General features: G+C 34.5%; 18 protein-coding genes, 1 tRNA gene and 1 pseudogene. 12 read left to right on the top strand and 8 right to left on the bottom strand.

What is annotated here, in order from left to right; all coding sequences use genetic code 11:
• Positions 1–33 precede the first annotated feature (33 nt).
• From rnjA to G7082_RS02375, 4 genes and pseudogenes are all read right to left on the bottom strand, one after another.
• The gene (rnjA, locus tag G7082_RS02390) at positions 34–1,707 is read right to left on the bottom strand and encodes a ribonuclease J1 (RefSeq protein WP_166033570.1); all 1,674 of its coding nucleotides are present in this window, start codon (positions 1,705–1,707) and stop codon (positions 34–36) included.
• 2 nt (positions 1,708–1,709) lie between these two features.
• Complete coding sequence (locus G7082_RS02385) at positions 1,710–1,925, bottom strand: DNA-dependent RNA polymerase subunit epsilon (protein WP_166033569.1); 216 nt, start codon at positions 1,923–1,925, stop codon at positions 1,710–1,712.
• A gap of 290 nt (positions 1,926–2,215) precedes the next feature.
• On the bottom strand, positions 2,216–2,491 hold the full coding sequence (locus tag G7082_RS02380) for a GNAT family N-acetyltransferase (RefSeq protein ID WP_166033568.1): 276 nt from the start codon (positions 2,489–2,491) through the stop codon (positions 2,216–2,218).
• Positions 2,492–2,759 (bottom strand): annotated as a pseudogene (locus G7082_RS02375) ((4Fe-4S)-binding protein). It lies immediately after the preceding gene.
• Between the two features lie 139 nt (positions 2,760–2,898).
• Here G7082_RS02375 and G7082_RS02370 point away from each other — a divergent pair.
• From G7082_RS02370 to G7082_RS02360, 3 genes are all read left to right on the top strand, one after another.
• Complete coding sequence (locus G7082_RS02370; RefSeq protein ID WP_166033567.1) at positions 2,899–3,066, top strand: hypothetical protein; 168 nt, start codon at positions 2,899–2,901, stop codon at positions 3,064–3,066.
• A gap of 396 nt (positions 3,067–3,462) precedes the next feature.
• A complete protein-coding gene (locus G7082_RS02365) occupies positions 3,463–5,193 on the top strand; it encodes an ABC transporter ATP-binding protein (RefSeq protein WP_166033566.1) in 1,731 nt (576 codons plus the stop codon).
• Positions 5,190–6,950 (top strand): ABC transporter ATP-binding protein, encoded by a 1,761-nt coding sequence (locus G7082_RS02360; RefSeq protein ID WP_166033565.1) that lies wholly within the window; start codon positions 5,190–5,192, stop codon positions 6,948–6,950. The genes G7082_RS02365 and G7082_RS02360 overlap by 4 nt, the downstream gene beginning before the upstream one ends.
• A 375-nt stretch (positions 6,951–7,325) precedes the next feature.
• Here the strand turns inward: G7082_RS02360 and G7082_RS02355 are convergent, their stop codons facing one another.
• The gene (locus tag G7082_RS02355) at positions 7,326–8,084 is read right to left on the bottom strand and encodes a class I SAM-dependent methyltransferase (RefSeq protein ID WP_166033564.1); all 759 of its coding nucleotides are present in this window, start codon (positions 8,082–8,084) and stop codon (positions 7,326–7,328) included.
• A 156-nt stretch (positions 8,085–8,240) separates the two neighbouring features.
• Here G7082_RS02355 and sfsA point away from each other — a divergent pair, with 156 nt between their 5' ends.
• The 8 genes from sfsA (at position 8,241) to G7082_RS02315 (ending at position 15,341) form a co-directional block, all read left to right on the top strand.
• Positions 8,241–8,954, top strand: coding sequence for a DNA/RNA nuclease SfsA (gene sfsA, locus G7082_RS02350; protein ID WP_166033563.1), 714 nt, complete (start codon positions 8,241–8,243; stop codon positions 8,952–8,954).
• A 6-nt stretch (positions 8,955–8,960) separates the two neighbouring features.
• Complete coding sequence (locus G7082_RS02345) at positions 8,961–9,974, top strand: Gfo/Idh/MocA family protein (protein WP_166033562.1); 1,014 nt, start codon at positions 8,961–8,963, stop codon at positions 9,972–9,974.
• 17 nt (positions 9,975–9,991) lie between these two features.
• A complete protein-coding gene (locus tag G7082_RS02340; RefSeq protein ID WP_166033561.1) occupies positions 9,992–11,281 on the top strand; it encodes a DEAD/DEAH box helicase in 1,290 nt (429 codons plus the stop codon).
• Between the two features lie 19 nt (positions 11,282–11,300).
• Positions 11,301–13,970 carry a sigma-54-dependent transcriptional regulator gene (locus G7082_RS02335; RefSeq protein ID WP_166033560.1) on the top strand — a complete coding sequence of 890 codons (2,670 nt, stop codon included), beginning with the start codon at positions 11,301–11,303 and terminating at the stop codon, positions 13,968–13,970.
• 160 nt (positions 13,971–14,130) lie between these two features.
• Positions 14,131–14,328 carry a hypothetical protein gene (locus G7082_RS02330; RefSeq protein ID WP_166033559.1) on the top strand — a complete coding sequence of 66 codons (198 nt, stop codon included), beginning with the start codon at positions 14,131–14,133 and terminating at the stop codon, positions 14,326–14,328.
• A 146-nt stretch (positions 14,329–14,474) separates the two neighbouring features.
• Entirely contained in the window at positions 14,475–14,795 is a 321-nt protein-coding gene (locus tag G7082_RS02325) for a PTS sugar transporter subunit IIB (RefSeq protein ID WP_166033558.1), read from the top strand.
• Between the two features lie 34 nt (positions 14,796–14,829).
• Positions 14,830–15,144 carry a PTS lactose/cellobiose transporter subunit IIA gene (locus G7082_RS02320; RefSeq protein WP_166033557.1) on the top strand — a complete coding sequence of 105 codons (315 nt, stop codon included), beginning with the start codon at positions 14,830–14,832 and terminating at the stop codon, positions 15,142–15,144.
• Positions 15,145–15,267: 123 nt separating this feature from the next.
• Positions 15,268–15,341, top strand: a tRNA-Arg gene (locus G7082_RS02315).
• 60 nt (positions 15,342–15,401) lie between these two features.
• Here the strand turns inward: G7082_RS02315 and G7082_RS02310 are convergent.
• Both G7082_RS02310 and G7082_RS02305 read right to left on the bottom strand, forming a co-directional pair.
• Positions 15,402–16,910 carry a helix-turn-helix domain-containing protein gene (locus G7082_RS02310; protein WP_166033556.1) on the bottom strand — a complete coding sequence of 503 codons (1,509 nt, stop codon included), beginning with the start codon at positions 16,908–16,910 and terminating at the stop codon, positions 15,402–15,404.
• Positions 16,911–17,251: 341 nt separating this feature from the next.
• A complete protein-coding gene (locus G7082_RS02305; RefSeq protein ID WP_166033555.1) occupies positions 17,252–18,490 on the bottom strand; it encodes an aminopeptidase in 1,239 nt (412 codons plus the stop codon).
• Between the two features lie 244 nt (positions 18,491–18,734).
• Here G7082_RS02305 and G7082_RS02300 point away from each other — a divergent pair, with 244 nt between their 5' ends.
• Complete coding sequence (locus G7082_RS02300) at positions 18,735–19,307, top strand: TetR/AcrR family transcriptional regulator (RefSeq protein ID WP_166033554.1); 573 nt, start codon at positions 18,735–18,737, stop codon at positions 19,305–19,307.
• A 114-nt stretch (positions 19,308–19,421) separates the two neighbouring features.
• Here the strand turns inward: G7082_RS02300 and G7082_RS02295 are convergent, their stop codons facing one another.
• Complete coding sequence (locus tag G7082_RS02295; protein WP_166033553.1) at positions 19,422–19,871, bottom strand: flavodoxin; 450 nt, start codon at positions 19,869–19,871, stop codon at positions 19,422–19,424.
• Positions 19,872–19,877 lie beyond the last annotated feature (6 nt).

The raw sequence follows: 19,877 nt of genomic DNA, 5'->3' as shown, positions 1-19,877 counted from the left end.
AAGTAGATGTCTACTTACACTTTTTTTATATCTTTAGTTAGTTTCAAGAACAACAGGTAAAATCATTGGATGACGCTCTGTTTGTTCAATTAAGAAAGGTTGGATGGCATTAATAATGACTTCATTCAGCATCTCTTCATTACAATCTTTTTGTTTTAAAGCTTTTCTTATGGCGTTAAATAAAATACGTTGAGATTCTTGGATTAATTCACCAGATTCTCTCATGTAAATAAAGCCGCGAGATAGAATGTCAGGACCAGCAACAATCGTTTGTGTTTTATAATCAACGGTTGCAACAGCTAAGACTAAACCATCCTCAGAAAGAATGCGACGATCTTTTAGGACAATGTTACCAATGTCTCCAATACCGTTACCATCCACATAGACATCGTCAGCCACAAAATGACCAGCCATACGAGCGCTATCTTGAGTTAAGGCTAAAACATCCCCGTTTTCTAAGATAAAGCAGTTTTCTTTTTTAACACCTGTTGCTTGTGCTGATTGTGAGTGAACGTTTAACATACGGTACTCACCGTGAACAGGGATAAAATATTTTGGTTTTAATAAGCGTAATAATAATTTTTGCTCTTGTTGACCACCATGTCCAGAAGTATGAATGTTATTAACTTTACCGTGAATAACATTGGCACCAGCTTCTGAGAGGAGGTTGATTAAACGGTTAACACTAGTTGTGTTACCTGGAATTGGTGAGCTTGAGAAAATAACAGTATCATCAGGCTGAATTGAAATTTGACGGTGAGTTCCGTTAGCAATACGGCTAAGTGCAGCCATCGGTTCGCCTTGAGAACCAGTGCATAAAATCATAATTTCATTCGCAGGATATTTGTTAATTTCACGACTATCAATAAAGGTATCATCAGGTACATTTATATAGCCAAGAGCACGCCCATTAACCATCGCATTTTCCATACTACGACCAAAAACAGCAATTTTACGACCCGTTTTGACAGCAGCTTCAGCTGTTTGTTGTAATCTAAAAATATTAGAAGCAAAAGTAGCGAAAATAACACGACCTTCAACTTTTTCAATAATTTTTAAAATCGATTCTCCAATGACTTTTTCAGATTTGGTAAAATCGGGAATTTCAGCATTGGTACTGTCAGATAGTAAACAAAGAACACCTTCTTCACCTAATCGAGCCATTTTATGTAAATCAGCAGGTTCTCCAACAGGGGTAAAATCAAATTTGAAATCTCCCGAATAGACAACGTTTCCAGATGGTGTTTTAACAATAACACCGTTTGCTTCTGGAATACTGTGAGTGGTACGGTAAAAACTAACTGAAGTTTTTCTAAACTTGATGACTGAATCTTCGTTTACTTCATGCAGTTCAGCATCTCTTAATAACCCGTGTTCATCAAGTTTGTTACGAATTAAAGCCATAGCAAGAGGTCCAGCGTAAATCGGGATATTTGCTTGTTTTAGAAGAAACGGAATCCCACCAATATGATCCTCATGACCATGAGTAATAACTAAAGCTTTGACTTTGTTTAAATTTTTAAGAATGTATTGATAATCAGGAATAACATAATCGATACCAAGTAAATCATCCTCTGGAAATTTAATCCCAGCATCAATCATGATAATTTCGTCTTGAAATTGGACCCCATACGTATTTTTTCCAATTTCTCCAAGTCCACCAATGCCAAAAACACCAGTTTCATTGTTTTTTATTTGGACTTTCATGATTAATTAAACTCCACAAGTGTAAAGTCAGCATTTTCTTTTTCGTACTCTAAGTGGTTGCCTTCTAATAATTGGATTAATTCAATGTTATACGGGGTATTTGTTTCAATTATTCTTCTTGCTTCTACTGGGGAAGTCGCTTCAATGTATAGAGAAAGAGTTTTTTCTCTTTGTGGACTATTTTTTTTGTCATCTTGATAATATACTTTATAAATCATATAAAAATCTCCTTTGATTGTTTTTTAGTGAGTTAATATATTTTTAAACACAACAAACTGAGGTGTAGATAGCACCTAATTTTCAATATAGTTACTACTAAAATATTTTCAGTAGGTAACATGAAACCTTGTTGTGTTTCATTCTAAGATAAAAATTCACCGTCTCGCGTGTGAAGGATTTTCCTTCAACAATTACGTTCATTCTATCATAATCAATAGTAATTGTATAGAAACATTCACTACTAAAAAAATAAAGCGTGGCAGACAATTTTAGTCAACCACGCGTCGTTTCACTTTAAAATATCTTGGTATTCTTTTTTTCTATCAAACTCTTTTTTAGCAAATGGACAAAGTGGGATAATTTTTTTATGATGTTCTCTAGCATAAGAAACAACGAGAGAAACGAGCTTCTCAGCGATACCTTGTCCCCGGTATTTGTCGTCAACATAGGTGTGATCAATAATGATCATTGAATCCCCTGCAGTAGACCAAGTCACTTCACCGATTTCTGTTTCTTCTTGATTAAAGACAACAAAACGTTTTTCTTCCTGAGTGTAAGTAAACATTTATTTGTTCTCCTTTTTAATGAATTTTAGAGCACCAGTAGGGCAAGTATTAACAACTGTTTCATTTTTAGTGTTATCGGCATTATCCGTAATAATCCAAGGACGTCGACCAACTTCAAAAACAGCCGAATTTCCGCGAACGCAATTACCGACATGTTGGCATTTTTCTTTATTTATAGAAGATATCCATCGTCTGTCCGGAGTACTTTCTGTAACCCTCATTAATTAATTCTTTTTCAGATAAAAGTGATTCATTTGAATGTGTCATTGTCATCAATCCTTTCTCTTTTTTACATTATATCATTTTTTTAACGAGGGTAAAATTCAGAAAAAAATAAGAATTTATGACTTATTTTTTTTAAGAACAGATAGTATAATAAAAAAGGTAAAGTTAAGGGGGAAGAGACATGGTATTGAGTCTTGTGGTATTTGGAATAGTAATGAACGTATTAATTGCAGTTGTTTTCTGCCAAGGAAATATTTTGATAAACATCATATTTACATTAGGCATGCTGTCAGTTTTAGCTAGTCAGATAAAAACAACGTGGGATGAAAGAAAAGAAATCGAAAATTAAATATTTAAAAAATAGAGACTGACGTTGCGTGTTGGACTCTATTTTTTTATTTGTTTGGAGCTAAGCGCCTTTTTCATCACGCTGTAGTCCGGAATAAAAAATCTGCTCCTTCCAGTTACTCAGAGCAAACCGATTTTTTATTCACGCTGTTGTAGTTTGGATTCAAAAGGCAGCTCCTGCGGCAACTTCGCAAATATTAATCAATCCGAAAACCGTGGATTGTTTAATATTCACTCCAGCTGCTTGGAGCTAAACGCCTTTTTCATCACGTTGGTAATGCGACAAATGTAAATAATGTCTTTTTGAAATGGACGAAAAAGATAGGCTTTTTATAAATAAATATGGTATGTTAGAAAAAGCATAGTATTTACTTTTTTTTAGTTAGGAGATGGTTAGATGAAAACTATGTGGCATTACGCAATGCGCCAAAAAGGATTATTGTTGGTTAACATGATCTGCGTTTTTGGTTTTGTCATTATCGAGTTAGGATTACCGACGTTACTTGCTAAAATGTTAGACGTGGGAATTGTTAACAGCGATTTTGAGTATGTGAAAAAAATGGGTAGTTTCATGGTGATGACCATTATTGTAGGAATTATTCTATATATTGGTTTAGCTGTTGTGGGAGCTAAAATTAACACGCGCTTGGTTCAACATATGCGAGACGATATGATGGGAAATATTCAAACTTTTTCTCATCAAGAATATGAAAAAATTGGAATGTCATCTTTGATTACAAGAACAACAAATGATGCTTTTCAAGTCATGACCTTTATGGGAATGATTTTAAGAATTGGGTTTATTACACCGATTATGTTTGCCTCAAGTGTGTACATGATTGTTAGAACAAGTCCGTCATTGACAGCTTTTGTGATTGGCGCCTTACCATTCTTACTGGGTGGAATTTTATTTATTGGTAAAAAATCAGAACCCTTATCAACAAAACAACAGAAAAATTTAGACAACATTAATAAGATTTTAAGAGAAAATCTATCTGGTTTACGAGTGATTCGTGCCTTTGTCAATGAACCTTTTGAAGAGGAGCGTTTCGACAAAGTAAATTCTGATTACGCTGAAAGTTCAAAAAAATTATTTAAATTAATGGCCGCAGCACAACCAGCTTTTTTCTTCTTATTTAATATTGTTATGGTGCTTGTTATTTGGTTTGGGAGTATCCAAATTGATGCAGGTAGTTTAGAAGTCGGCAATTTAATTGCTTTTATCGAATATATTTTCCATGCGTTATTTTCATTCCTTCTATTCTCATCAGTCTTTATGATGTATCCGCGTGCCGCAGTTTCAGCTGCTAGGGTTCAAGAAGTATTGGATATGGAAACAGTGATTAAAGATTTACCAGAAGGGGTAACTGAAACAACAACACAAGGAGTTCTGTCGTTTGAGGACGTTTCATTTGCTTATCCAGGAAATTCAGAAAGTCCTGTGATTCGTGATGTGTCCTTTACTGCGAGTCCTGGTGAAACAGTGGCATTTATTGGTAGTACTGGAAGCGGTAAATCAACGTTAATTCAGTTAATCCCAAGATTTTATGATGTTTCAAGAGGGGCGATTAAAATTGATGGTGTGGACGTGAGAGATTATAAACTGTCAGCACTACGCCATAAAATCGGATTTATACCTCAAAAAGCGTTGTTGTTCTCTGGAACGATTGCGGATAATTTGAAATACGGAAAACCTGACGCAACAGAAGAAGAAATGCGAGAAGCGCTTGATATCGCACAAGCAACAGAATTTATTGCCCAAAAAGACAAAGGTTTAGAAGAACCTATTTCAGAAGGTGGCTCGAACTTCTCAGGGGGACAAAAACAACGCTTGGCGATTGCTCGTGCCTTAATTAGAAAACCAGCTATCTATGTCTTTGATGATAGTTTTTCGGCATTAGATTATAAGACGGATGCAACGTTAAGAAATAGATTGAAAAAAGAAACAACAGAATCAACGGTTTTAATTGTGGCACAACGGATCAGCACGATTATGCATGCGGATAAGATTATTGTGTTAAACGAAGGAAATGTTGTAGGAACAGGAACACATAAGGAATTGCTTAAAAATTGTTCTATTTACTATGATATTGCTTCATCTCAATTAACAGAGGAGGAATTAGCATGAAAAAATCATTCGGATTACTAAGTCGTTTGTATGCTTACATCTCTCCTTACAAAGGTAACTTTTTCTTAGCCATTTTCATGGCGATTGTCGCTGTTGTAATGAATGGTATTTTCCCCTACATAACAGGTCTACCAACAACAAGAGTGGCACAAAATATAAAAGATGGTCAAGGTCTTGATTTTGATTATATTGGAAAAGTATTAGTCTTGGTGATGGTTATTGGGGTCATTTATAGTGTGGCCAATTACTTGTCACAACGCTTCATGACAAACGTGGTCCAACATTCTATGAAAGATTTACGTCGTGACTTGGATAAAAAAATTAACCGATTACCAGTATCTTATTTTGATAAAAATCAATTAGGGGATGTTTTATCACGTGTCACAAATGATGTGGATGCGGTGAGTAATGCCATGCAACAAAGTTTTATTGCGATTATTAATGCTATCTTAGGATTAACCATTGCGATTGTTGCGATGCTAATGATTAATACAAAATTAGCGTTAATCGTTATTATCATTATTCCGTTATCAATCATTATTTCAAAAGTGGTTGTTAGTATTTCACAAAAGTATTTCAAAAAACAACAAGATTCTTTAGGAGATTTAAATGGTTTTGTCCAAGAAAACCTTACTGGATTTAACGTCTTGAAACTTTACGGACGTGAAGAGCAAACTATGACAGATTTTAAAGCTGTTAATAAAAAATTGGCACATAATGGTTTTAGAGCAGCGGCACTTTCTGGCTTGATGATGCCTTTAGTCAACTTAACAGCTTACAGTGCTTACGTAGGAGTAGCAGTGTTTGGTTCTTACTACATCATTCAAGGAACTTTGTTACTAGGTAACTTGCAAGCCTTTATTCAATATGTATGGCAAGTCAGTCAACCAATGGGACAAATCACCCAATTATCATCTGTGATTCAAAGTGCGTCTGCTGCAACTAAGCGCGTGTTTGAAATTATGGACGAACCAGAAGAAGTCCTAAACGAGTCTGATATTCCTTTACCAGAAAAAATTGAAGGTCACGTGACTTTTGAAAATGTGTCATTTAGTTATGATCCAGAAAAACCGTTGATTGAAAACTTAAATGTGGAAGTCAAAAGTGGTCAAACAGTGGCTGTTGTTGGTCCAACTGGTGCTGGTAAAACAACTTTAATTAACCTTTTAATGCGTTTTTATGACGTGACAGAAGGAGCTATTAAGATTGACGGCATTGATACGAAACAGATGAACCGAAGTGATGTGCGTTCACTCTTTGGCATGGTACTACAAGATGCTTGGCTATATAGTGGGACACTTGGTGACAATATTCGCTTTGGTAAATTAGATGCCACAGATTATGAAGTGGTAGACGCTGCTAAAACAGCCAATGTGGATCATTTCATTCGGACGATGCCAGATGGTTACAACATGGAGATTAATGAAGAAGGGGACAATGTTTCCCTAGGTCAAAAACAACTCTTAACCATTGCTCGTGCGATCATCTCAGATCCAAAAATTCTCATCTTAGATGAAGCGACAAGTTCAGTGGATACACGACTAGAAAGCTTAATTCAAAAGGCCATGGATAAAGTCATGGAAGGCCGAACAAGTTTTGTGATTGCCCATAGATTATCAACTATCAGAGATGCAGATTTAATCTTAGTGATGGATCAAGGTCATATTATCGAACAAGGTAATCATGAAACATTAATAGCTAAAAAAGGCTTCTACGAGAAATTGTACAACAGTCAATTTCAGGAAGAAGTGGAATAATCAGAGTGGTGAAAGCGGCGTTTAGCTTCAAGTAACTATAAAAACCAGCAGCAATCCATGTATCTCGGATTGCTGCTGGTTTTTGAATTTACCTCAAGGAGCTGCTATTTGAACCTGTACTATTAAAGAGTAGGCAGATACAGACATCTGGCTCAGCCTCTGTTTTATTTATAAATCTAGTTTATGGAGCATCTCTTGGTGTGAAATACTTTCATCATTTAAATTATGAGCTTTCATTGCTTTTTCGTAAAGATTTACATCTATTTGATTTTCTAAAAATTCTTCTTTTGTTAGTTCAGAAGAATCGATATGTGCTGTTGATTGATTATAGTAGGATTCTTTAGATGTATTAATAGTGAAGACCTCCTATTTAGTTTATTTCCAAGCTTCAAAAGTAATTGTCTGGTTGCTATCAGTTGGCATCACATCAAATTCATAATCAGAAGAAACATTGATATTTTTAAATCCAACTTTTTCAAGCATGAGTTTAAACTCATTTAGTCCATACCAACGAAGTAAAAATTGTTGCAATTCAGTTTTGACCAACTCACCATGACGCCAAAGAGAATAGGTTAAATGATAGACGATGTGTTGCTCTAGAAAATCAATGCTAATAATTTTCTTCTCAAAAGTGATAACTTCAGTCTCAGACAAAGTAAAACTGGTAGTAGTCGATTCTTCCACCTCAGGATAGAAAGGCAAATCTAAATCAAGAATTAATTTTCCGCCCACTTTAAGATGCTGATAAAAATTAGTTAGTGTTTGATAGGCTAGTTGTTCATTTTCAATCAAGCAAAAAGTAGAGGTAGGCAGGATAATCGCTTCAAAAGTACTATTCCCTAATGAAAAATGAGTTAGATTATCTTGATGTAAGCTAGTTTGTAGATGGTGCTTATCTAGATTATCTCGGCAAACAGCGAGCATATCAGTCGATTGATCCACACCTTCAACTTGAAATCCTTCTTCAAGTAAAGGAATCAACATCCGACCGCTTCCTACACCTGCTTCAAGAATTTTTCCAGTGATCCCCTCTAAACGTTCACTATAATAATCAATGTCCCCATTCAGTGAGGTTCCCACAGGTTTAGTTATTTCATAAACAGTAGTGGCTAAATTTCCGTAATGGTTATACATATAGTTCTCCTAACATTAAAATGATCTGACTATTTATTATTTCAGTATTTGAACCAAGTTTATCATAGATGGTTGGAATTAAGAGAATAAAACTTATTAAAAGAACTATAAGATGTTACAATAAGAGGCAATACTAAAAATTAGGGAGGTCATACGTTGGCCGAATACGAAGCAATTGAAGTAGTCACCTTTAAAGAAAGACAGAACCGATTTATCGCTACCTGCCTCAATCAAAAAGGGGAGGAAATTATCACCCACGTTAAAAATACTGGGAGATGTAAAGAATTACTGATTCCAGGTGTGGAAGTAGCTGTTAACTTTCAAGATAAACCCACCAGAAAAACCAAGTATGATTTAGTGGCTGTTAAGAAAAATGGTGCTTGGTTCAATATCGATAGCCAACTTCCCAATGATTTAGTGGAAGAAGGAATCAAGCAAAACATCATAAAATTTGATATACTAAAGGGCGAAAAGCTTAACTTTAGAAGAGAATACACCTATGAAGATTCACGTTTTGATTTCTTAATTGAAACAGAATTAGATGAAAAGTTATTAATAGAAGTTAAAGGAATGACTTTAGAAAATGAGCAAATCGGCTCCTTTCCAGATGCGCCAAGTCTACGTGGATTGAAACATGTGGAGACGTTGATTGATGCAGAGAAAGATGGTTATTTAAGAGGCGTTATTTTTGTGGCTCAGTTTGAAAAAATTAGCTACGGAACGATTAACCAAGAGATGCAACCAGCTTTGAAGGAAGCGTTTGAAAAAGGCATGGATCAAGGTCTAGAAGTGCAAATTTATAATACAAAAGTCACACCAAGTTTAGTCGAAATAAATAAGAAAATCCCATTTAAGATAGAGAAGGGTTGAGGGAATATGTTGAATTTAGGAATTATTGGAACCAATTGGATTACACATGAATTTGTTAAAGCAGCTATCACAAGTGAAGAGTACCAACTAAAGGCAGTGTATTCAAGAAGTGAGGGACGTGCTAAAAAGTTTGCGGAAAAGTACGAAAATCATGAACAAATTACCATTGAGACTGATTTATCTACTTTTTATAAACTAGATAATATTGATGTTATTTATATTGCGTCACCTAATAGCTTACATTATGAGCAAGCTAAAGGAGCTATTGAAGCAGGAAAGCACGTGATTGTGGAAAAACCAGCTGTTTCAAGATTAGCTGAAATTGAAGAATTGATTGATTTGGCAGAAGAAAAAGAAGTCTTTTATTTTGAAGCTGCTAGAAACATTCATGAGGACAACTACGAACGTGTGAGAGCTTTAGTGAAGGACCGTCACGACATAGTAGGGGCTAATTTAAACTTTATGAAATATTCCTCACGTTACGATGCTGTTTTAAGAGGCGAGGAGCCAAATATTTTTTCACCTAAATTTTCAGGTGGCGCCTTAATGGACTTAGGTGTTTATCTTGTTTATACAGCAATTGGTTGGTTTGGAAAACCAAATGAGAGTTTCTATTTCAACCAAAAGTTAGTCACAGAGGTAGATGGATTAGGGACGATGATCCTTAGATACGATGACTTTGATGTGACGATGACAACAGGTAAAAATGCAGATAGTTATTTGCCCTCAGAAGTTTATTTGAGTGATAGCACGATTTGTTTAGACGCTGTTAATTCTATTCAAGAAATTAAGGTGAAAAAACGCGAAGCTGGAAAATTAGTTGAATTAAATTATGGTAATCCAAAATTGGAAAATCCGATGATTGAAGAGGCGATTGCTTTTAGTCAAGTGATTCAAAACCCGATGAGTGTGGAACAACAAAAGAAATACCAAAAATGGATTCAATTAGCTAAAGAAGTTCATGAAGTAATGGAAGATTTACGTAAACAATCAGGTATTGTTTTTGAAGCAGATAAATAAAAAATTAGGAGAATGAGATGAGTATGTACGAAGAGTTATTAAAAGAATGGCAAGAAAAATGGGAAAAAGAAAATTTTAAAGCACCGACCTTGATTCAAGAAAAAATGTTCGCTCCTTTAAAGGTAGGGAAAAGCGTTTTGGGGATTTCTCCAACAGGCTCAGGAAAAACTTTGGCTTATCTTTTACCACTACTACAAACGATCAAAAAAGGTGAAGGGAATCAGTTGCTTATTTTGTTACCCTCACAAGAATTAGCGTCACAAGTAGCGGAAGTCACTAGAGAATGGATTAAACCCTTAGACTTAAATATCCAAAGTATCATCGGTGGTGCTAATATTAGTCGTCAAATTGAACGATTGAAAAAACGCCCAGAAGTGTTAGTTGGGACACCAGGGCGTGTGTTAGAGCTGATTAAAGCGAAAAAAATTAAAGCTCATTTAATCAATACGTTAGTTTTAGATGAAGTCGATGATTTAGTGGCTCAAGTTGAATACAATGCAACAAAAAGCGTGATGAAGAGTGTCATGGCAGATACGCAAATTGTTGCCGTATCAGCAACAGGACAAGTTATCTTGCCAGAAATTGATACATTGTTTAAAGTCACCCCTGAAATTGTAGATGTGACTAGTGAAGATACAACAAAAGGTGTCATTAAACATTCTTATATTAACGCACCAACGAGAAAAAGATCTGATACGTTAAGACGTTTATCTTATGTGACAGATTTTAAAGGACTTGTTTTCTTCAATCAATTAAGTGAGTTAGGTGTGGCTTCTGAGCGTTTAACTTATCTAGGAATCGATCACAGAACGCTAGCCTCTGATCAACATCAATCAGAGCGAAAAAGAGCCATTGAAGATTTTGAAAACAATAAAGTGTCCTTACTTTTAACAACTGATATCGGTGCTAGAGGATTAGATTTTTCTGAATTAACCTATGTGATTCAATACGATATTGCCATCAATGCTGAAAATTATGTTCACCGTTCAGGTCGTGTGGGGCGTATGGGTAAAAACGGTGAAGTGATTAGTTTAGTCAATGAACGTGAAGCCCGTGAATTAAACAAGATGGTGAAGGGAATGGACCGTGAATTAACAGAAGTTTTTGTGAGCCATAACCAAATCATGACAGAAAAATTAGAAGTTGAAGAGCATGAATTACCGCAAAAGAAAGAAGTTAATAAAAATTATTCTACAACAGACAAAAAAGTAGTCAGAGAAACTAAAAAAGAAACACCTGCTAAACCAAAGAAAAAGAAAAAAAATAGAACCAACCGAAATAAAAATAAAGGTGCTAGCTGGAAATAGACATGTAGGGGGAATGGATATGTCTAGTAGAAAAGAGCAAATTTTTACTGTTTTAAAGAAGTCAGTGGAACCAATTAGTGCTGCAGATATCGCAGAAAAATTAGGGCTAGAGAGAAGTAATGTCAGTCGTCATTTATCAGAACTTTTTAAGGAAAACGAAATCGAGCGGATTGAAGGTCGACCTGTTCTTTACGTCGTTAAAGAAACTAAAAAAATGACAGAGAACCTTAATTTGATTTCCTTTGATCACTTAGTGGGAAAAGACGAATCGTTAAAGTTATCTATCCAACAAGCTAAAGCAGCCATGCTCTATCCACCGCGAGGATTACATACCATTCTCTTTGGAGAAAGCGGTACAGGAAAATCACTTTTTGCTGAATGTATGTATGAATTTGGTTTGAGTTCAGAATCAATGAAAAAAGACGCGCCTTTTATTTCTTTTAACTGTGCTGATTACGCGCAAACACCTCAATTATTATTTAGTCATATATTTGGGGTGAAAAAGGGTGCTTTTACAGGAGCTGACGTAGATAGTCCTGGGTTAATTGCTAAAGCTGACGGCGGGATTTTATTTTTAGATGAAATCCACAGGTTACCTCCAGAAGGACAAGAGATGCTCTTTACGTTTATTGATAAAGGGACGTATCGCCCACTTGGAGAAAGCTCTAAAACTTATTCAGCCTCTGTTCAAATAATTGGGGCAACAACAGAATCCACTGATATCTTTTTAGCAACATTTAATCGCCGAATTCCTATGAGTATCACATTACCTTCACTAGATAAAAGAACGTTGGATGAACGCTTTGAAATTATCACCTTATTTCTAACACAAGAAGCAGGTCGTCTTAATAATAAAATCGTTGTTGATCGAGATGTTATTTTAGCCTTTATGCTCTACAGTACTGAAGGAAATATTGGGCAAGTGAAGCGTGACTTGAAACTAATCTGTGCCAAAGCTTTCTTACATTACCGAACCAATGAAACGGATCATTTAAGTGTGGGTGTGAATGATTTGCCGCTACAGGTCCAAAAAGGATTACTGAAAATAAAAGATTTAGGTGATCGGATTGATTCGTTCTTTGAGTCCACCGTGACGAGTTTAAGTTTTAAACCAGGTAGTAATCAGGTGGTTTGGACCCAAGACAAGACCCAAGAAATGGATGTCTATTCGACGATTGATGATCAAGTGTCATCACTTTCTAAAGTCGAATTAGAAGAAATAGATTTAGAAGAACTGATTGAAAAGAACTTAAATCAATATTTTGAAGTCTATGTGAATGAGTTGGCTCGAAATGATATTCATAAAGAATTAATTGACCCTAAAATTTGGCATTTAACTGAAGAACTTTATAATATTGCTGAAGAGAAGTTAGCGAGACGGTTTAATGAGCGCACACGCTTTACGTTTTCCATGCATCTTCAAAGTACCATTGAGCGGATTCAAAACGACAAGATGATTGTCCATCCTGATTTAAATGGTGTCAGAAAAAAATATTTAAAAGAGTTTCAAGTGGCAATTGAACTATCTAGTTTGATTGAAAAAGAATTTAACATAGATGTTCCTTTTGATGAAATAGGTTTTATTACGATGTTCTTAACCTTAGATATTAGTGATGAGCTTGAAAAACAGGAAGATAAAGTGACGGTCTTACTCCTTATGCACGGAAAATCAACAGCATCTAGTATGTTAGAAGCTGTTCAGGATTTATTAGATGTGGAATCAGGAGTCGCGTTTAACATGCCTCTTACGATGGAAGTCACGACCATGTATGAACAAGTGAAAAACTACGTTCAAACAAACCGAGAGGATTTAGCGAGTGGGGTTCTGATTTTAACAGATATGGGTTCTTTAAATAGTTTCAGCCATATGTTGATGAAAGAAACGGGTGTCACGACGAAAACGATTTCCATGGTCAGTACACTAGTTGTCCTAGAAGCTGTGAGAATGGCGAGTGTGGGGCGTAGCTTGAAAGAAATTTATCAGAATATCCAGTTGTCATTTGAAACAGCTGTTCATGCTCAGTTTAAAGAAATCACTACCTTAAAAAAAGCCGTGGTCGTAACGTGCTTTACTGGTGAAGGTGTCGCTAACAAGTTAGCTGAGAGAATTAAGCCTGTCTTAGAGAGTGATGAAATTACGATTATCCAAATGCAGTTTTTAGAAAAAATGGCCTTTAGAAATCGAATGGACGAACTCATGGATACCTATGAGATAAAAGCAATCGTTGGAACTGTGGATATTAACTATCAGAATATTCCTTTCTTCTCAGCTTATGATATATTCAAAGACGATCATTTAACTAAACTAAGACAATTAGTTTATAAAGAAATCTCTGTGAAAGAATTATCTCAGTCTTTAGACGGGGCGATTAAGAGTGTTTCTTCATTGTACGGACTGTTAGATGAAGTAAAAGGAATAACAGAGAAGATAGAAACTGAACTTTCTTTAGTATTAGAACCAGGAGTTGACATGGGGATTCTACTTCATATTGCTTTTTTAATCGATAGTTTACTAACTGGAAAACATCAAAGAGTTTTTAATGAACTTCAAGGGTTTAAGAAAAATTATCGCTATGAGATGGATATTGTCAAAGTGAATATTTTAAGTTTAGAGAAAAAATATCAAGTCACCGTCTCTAGTGATGAAATAGCCTACATTACTGAAATGTATTTAAAAAATAAAATATAGCATCACACTTAGATAACGGATATTACAAAGTTTGTAATATCCGTTATCTTTTCTTATTCCACTTAATAAAAGTTAAGAAATAAAACATAATTTGTTAATACTTAAACAAGAAACTTTGGCTATAATGAATTTAATAGAAATTCAAAGTGGATGTGAAAAGATGATAAATAAAAAACAGAAGACAAAAAGTATTATGGAGAAAAGTGATTTATTGTTAATTGTGTTGATTGCAATCACAATGGGAATCATCTTTTTCTCAGAGAGAAATTTAATAGGTGTCTTATTAATCCTTTTAATCATTGTCTTGCCAGGTAGCTGTTTGTTGTATTGGTGGGACTTTAGAAAGCAAAATAAATAATTCTTAATTACACACTAACCTAGTGTGTAATTTTTGTTGTATACTATAATAAAAAGTAAACGCTTATATAGCAACGATTTCAACTGGTAAAGTTGGCACGCATCTTGCTTATATATAAGTGTAAACTAAATTTAGGAGTGGTTAATATGTCAAAAAAAACAATTATGTTAGTGTGTTCAGCAGGAATGAGTACAAGTTTATTAGTAACTAAGATGGAAAAAGCTGCAGAAGCAAGAGGAATGGAAGCAGAAATTTTTGCTATTTCAGCTTCAGAAGTAGATGCTCAATTAGAAAAAAAAGATATTGATGTTTTATTATTAGGCCCACAAGTTCGTTTCATGAAATCTCAAATGGAAGAAAAATTAGCTGACAAAAATATTCCATTAGAAGTTATCAATATGTCTGATTACGGTATGATGAATGGTGAGAATGTATTAAACGCAGCCGTAACTTTAATGGGTGAATAAATCAAAAAATTATAATTTCAAGGTGGGAAAAGAGATGGATCAACAAAATTTAGAAGCAATCATGGGCTTAATTATGAATTCAGGGAATGCTAAGAGTGATGCAATGGAGGCTATCCAAGCAGCTAAGAGTAATGACTTTGAATTAGCCGATAAAAAAATTAAAGACGCAGAAGAGTCGTTAACAATGGCTCATAAATCTCAAACAGGCCTTTTAACGAAAGAAGCCCAAGGAGATAACATGACTGTTACACTACTAACAGTACACAGTCAAGATCATTTAATGACAGCGATTGCGTTTAAAGATTTAGCAATTGAAATTATTGAATTACATCGAAGAATTAGTAAGTAAAACGAAAAGATCAAAATTATTTTCTAGGTAGAAATAGTTTTTGATCTTTTTGTTTTAAATCCATCTAAATATGCCATGGACATTTCTATGTGTTAGTGAGAAAATAGATATGTTAATTTCTAAGTCCTCGTAGCTCAGTTGGATAGAGCAACCGCCTCCTAAGCGGTAGGTCGGAGGTTCAACTCCTCTCGTGGACGTCATTAAAAAAGTTGATATAAAAGCCTCTAGTAAGTGCTTATATATCAACCTTTTTTCTTTTATTCAATTTTTTTAAAGAACATATTATCATAAATTAGTCGAGTGATGAACTGATATAATCGTTGATATTCTAAACTATTATAAGTATTTTCAAAAAAGAAATGCTCGACATGGCAATTTTTACCCTCATAACTGTCGGAAACAAAAAGATTAGCTTCATCAGGGTTTTTAGTGATGCTAAGAGCTTCAGAACTAAATGAACTAGTTAAAGAATGGGCAAGTAACGCTTCAGTGTGAATATTTTTTGAAAATTGAATAAAAATGTTTAATTGTTTAGGTTGTGTATTAATATCGAAAATGTAGTGAAGAATATAAACCAACTGATGCAACTTATGACTTGGAATCTTAGTAAAAAAAGATGAAAAAGAGTTCTCTTGAATAAAGGCTTTGATTTTAGAACTGTTGGAAATAAAAGCTTCATTCGTTTTATCATATGGATTTTCAGAAAAAGTATCATCTTCGTAAAAGACGCATAGATCGATAGAAACATGCTTTAAGTAAATCAAATTAATTAACAGCAAGTAGTAAGACTCCGTATAGCCAGCTGTTGTATACTCAAACTTGGCGAATTTGGCGAAACTTTCAAGAATGTACTCAATTTTTTGTGCGATTTTTAAACCAGATTGTTGATATTTTGAAATAATTTTTCTCTTTTCTTGGAAAGACTCAATTTCAAAAACAGATGCTCGCAGTAAAAAACAAAAAACCCGAGATTCAATAAGTTGTGATGAGGTAGCTATCAGGTCATTATCTCCAAATAAATTAAAGTTTGATTCATTAAAAAAGATAATATCTTTAAGAAAGCTATCGTCTTCAGTCAACCACTCTTGATGATAAGTTGTTCGGTAGAGGGAGATCCCTTGAATCATTCGAATACGCATTTCATGAGACGAAGTTAACTTTTTCGGTGAAATAAGATTAGTTTCAATGTTAGTCAAATCTAAAAAAATTTGCGGGATATTAGTTGGAAATGGGTTCTGTTTAATGGTTCGATTTTGAAATAAAAGAATATGGTACAGAAAAAAGCGTACATTAAATTCTCGACCTTTAAATCTACTTGGGTGAGTGATGTCGATTTCAATTTCATAAGGTTCAGCAAGTGTATTCAATGTTGTTAGTTTGGCGTAAACAGTAGATAAAGAATAATTCAGCGTTTCGGCTATTTGAGGAATGGTTAAGTTAGTGCTGATAACAGCCTTTAAAACTAGATAAAGGGAACTGTTGTCAATATAAAATTCTTTCATGTGGTTAATAAGATAAGCACGGTTTTGCCACTCGCATTTTTCAAGGTAGTAATCACCATCCTCAGAGCAGCACAAAGTAATGTCATCAAAGACAATTGTTAAATCTTCTTGTAATTCAGCGGTGTACCTTAAAATAGAATTTTTAGAAACATTAAATTTTCTTGTTAAATCTTTTGGAAAAATTCTTTTCTGACTAATAAGTAAATCGTCTAGAATTTCAATCTTAATCAATTCTTTTCGGCTTAAAAAATATTTCAGACGCATGCTGGAGTCCCCTTAACTCTATTTGATTGTTTTATACTAACGTGAAGTTTCTTCTTTTACAAGATAAGTGTTTTATTTTTTTGGCAGATATTGCGCCAATTTAAAGTAATAAAAATAAGAATAATAGGAGTATACTACTATTATTGAATGGTTGCTAAACCTTGGGAAGGGGACTTACACTAGGTAAGATTGTTAGCAAATCATGAAAAAACTTTCTTTCTTTGAGGAGATGTACCTGACATCTTCTCAATTTTTTTGTATTTAATTTAATAATGATAAAAAGAGGGTGTGGCTCATTATTGAGTCACATCCTCTTAAAAAATACTTAACTAATTTATCTGTTACGCCCATTCACCATTTCTAAAGACAGGAACACGAGTCCCATCTTTTTTAATACCGTCAATATTCATTTTGTTTGAACCAATCATAAAATCAACGTGAGTTTGGCTACGGTTAAGACCTGCTGCGATTAATTCTTCCTCTGTCATTTCAGTCCCACCTTGGATATTGAAAGCGTAAGCTGAACCAAGAGCTAAATGGTTTGAAGCATTTTCATCAAATAATGTATTGAAGAAAGTTAAACCAGATTGAGAGATTTGTGAGCTGTCAGGAACAAGAGCAACTTCTCCTAAACTTTTCGCTCCTTCGTCAATAGCGATTAATTTTTGTAACACTTCTTCGCCTTTTTCAGCTTTAGCTTCGATGACTTTACCATCTTTAAAAGTAAATGTCATGTTTTCTAAGGTATTTCCTGAGTAGCTTAAAGGTTTAGTACTAGTGACAACGCCGTCAATTCTGCGGTTATCTGGAGCTGTGAAGACTTCTTCTGTTGGCATGTTAGCCATGAAGCGTTCCCCACGAACGTTTAAGCTACCAGCGCCTTCCCAGTGATGATTTTCAGGTAAACCAATGATTAAATCAGTACCTGGCGCTGTATAGTGTAATGCGTCAAATTGTTCAGCGTTTAATTCAGCTGATTTAGCTTCTAACAATTTATCATGAGCATCCCATGCAGCGATAGGATCTGATTCGTACATACGAGTGACTTTGAAGATTGACTCCCATAAAGCATCTACTTGTTCTTCCGTTGAATCAAGTTCTGGGAAAACTTTTTTAGCCCAATCACTACCAGCCGCAGCAACGACAACCCAGCTTACTTTGTTTGCTTGAGTTGCTTGGCGAAGTGGCATCATTGCTTTACCCATCGCTAGTTGATAAGTAGATAAGCGCTCATTATCAACACCAGCGTAAGCATCAGGATTTTGAGAAACCACACTAATACGACTAGCGCCTTTTTCCACCCAATCATTCATTTCATCAATTTTATATTGAGGGACCGTTTCAATAATTTCTTGATCAGCGTTAACAAACATTTCACGACTAATGAAATCATCTGTCCATTGAACAATGACTTGTTTAGCACCTAATTTGTAGGCTTCGCTCACAATATAGCGTGCTAAAGGAGCTTGTTCGACCTGAATTTGAACAACAACAGTATGTGATTTTTGGACATTCACACCAACTTTTGTAATCAATTTCGCATAATTTTTTAATAACGTATCAAAATTTTCTAAGACCATAAATAAATTCCTCCCAAGTTTAAGTATTATAGTAAATAGTAGCATAAGAGCAAGGTTATATCAATTGAATAAAGTTTGAATAAAGGCTTAAGAAATGTATAAAATATATAAAAAATTACAAAAAACAGATTAAATTAATTGGTATTATTAAAAATTCATGATACAATTATGATAAGTAAAAGAACAATAAAGTTTTTTTATTATAAAAAATCATGATTACAAAAAAAGAAAGGTGGGAAATCTCATGGCTAGAAAGAAAACTATTACAAGAGAACATATCTTAAATGCCGCACATGAAGTAGTTGCAACTGAAGGTTTCTCTGGCTTTACAGCAAGAAATATCGCCAGCAAGATGAAAAGTTCAACTCAACCCATTTATTTAGAATTTAAAAATATGGATGATTTAAGAGAAGCATTTTTTGAAGAAGTTGAAAAATATCTAAGAGATGAAGTATTTAACAAGGAAGTTTCAGGAGATCCGATTATCGATTTAACTTTAAACTACGTGGAGTTTGCTAAGAATGAGCAAATGTTATTCCGTGCGTTGTTTGTTGAAGAACATGCTGATGGCGAATTGTTAAATAAATTTGGTTTAGAGATGTTTTTAGAAAAAGCTAAATTAAAAGAAGAGTACAATGGGATGACTGATGAAGAACTTAATACAGCATTCTTAGGTAACTGGGTAACTGCGACAGGTTTAGCATCACTAGCAACAAGTGGAAGAATTCATGCAACAACAGAAGAAATGGTAAGTATTTTAAAATTTGTTAATAAATCATTGAAAAGTTTTCCTAATTTCACCATAACAACTAAATAATTTTAAAATTTCTTGACTAAATTAAAATTATTTAGTTATCTATTGTTCGTAAAACGTACTTTTATGATTCTGAATAAAAAAGGATGCTGTTAGGCATCCTTTTTTGTGTTATATCTATTTATTTTCTACAGCTTCGACTAGTTTTTGAGCGAAGGCTTCTAAAGCGACAATATCATCCTCTTCAGCAGCTAACTCGACTTTAACTGACTCAGCGCCTTTTGTAGCACCGACACTTGCAAAGGCCTTGTCAAATTGATCCACTACTTGGCAGAAATAAGTGTAGAAAGAATCGCCACTCCCAACAACGCCGTAAACTTTTCCGGATAGATCAAGTTCTAATAGTTCTTCATGAAAATCGATAATTTCATCGGGTAATTCAAAGTCGTCATAGGTATAAGAAGCAACCACACAAATATCAGCATCTAAAAAATCAGCCGCGTCGACTTGAGTACATTCATTTATTTCAACATCAATATTTTTTTCTTCTAAAGCCTCAGCCACAATATCAGCAATTTCTTCTGTATTTCCTGTAAGACTAGCGTAAACAATTTTTGCAACAGTCACAAAAAG

The sequence above is a fragment of the Vagococcus hydrophili genome (assembly GCF_011304195.1).
Classification (GTDB): Bacteria; Bacillota; Bacilli; order Lactobacillales; family Vagococcaceae; genus Vagococcus; species Vagococcus hydrophili.
Note: the sequence above shows the minus strand (reverse complement) of the source record. Positions and strands in the feature narration are given on the sequence as shown.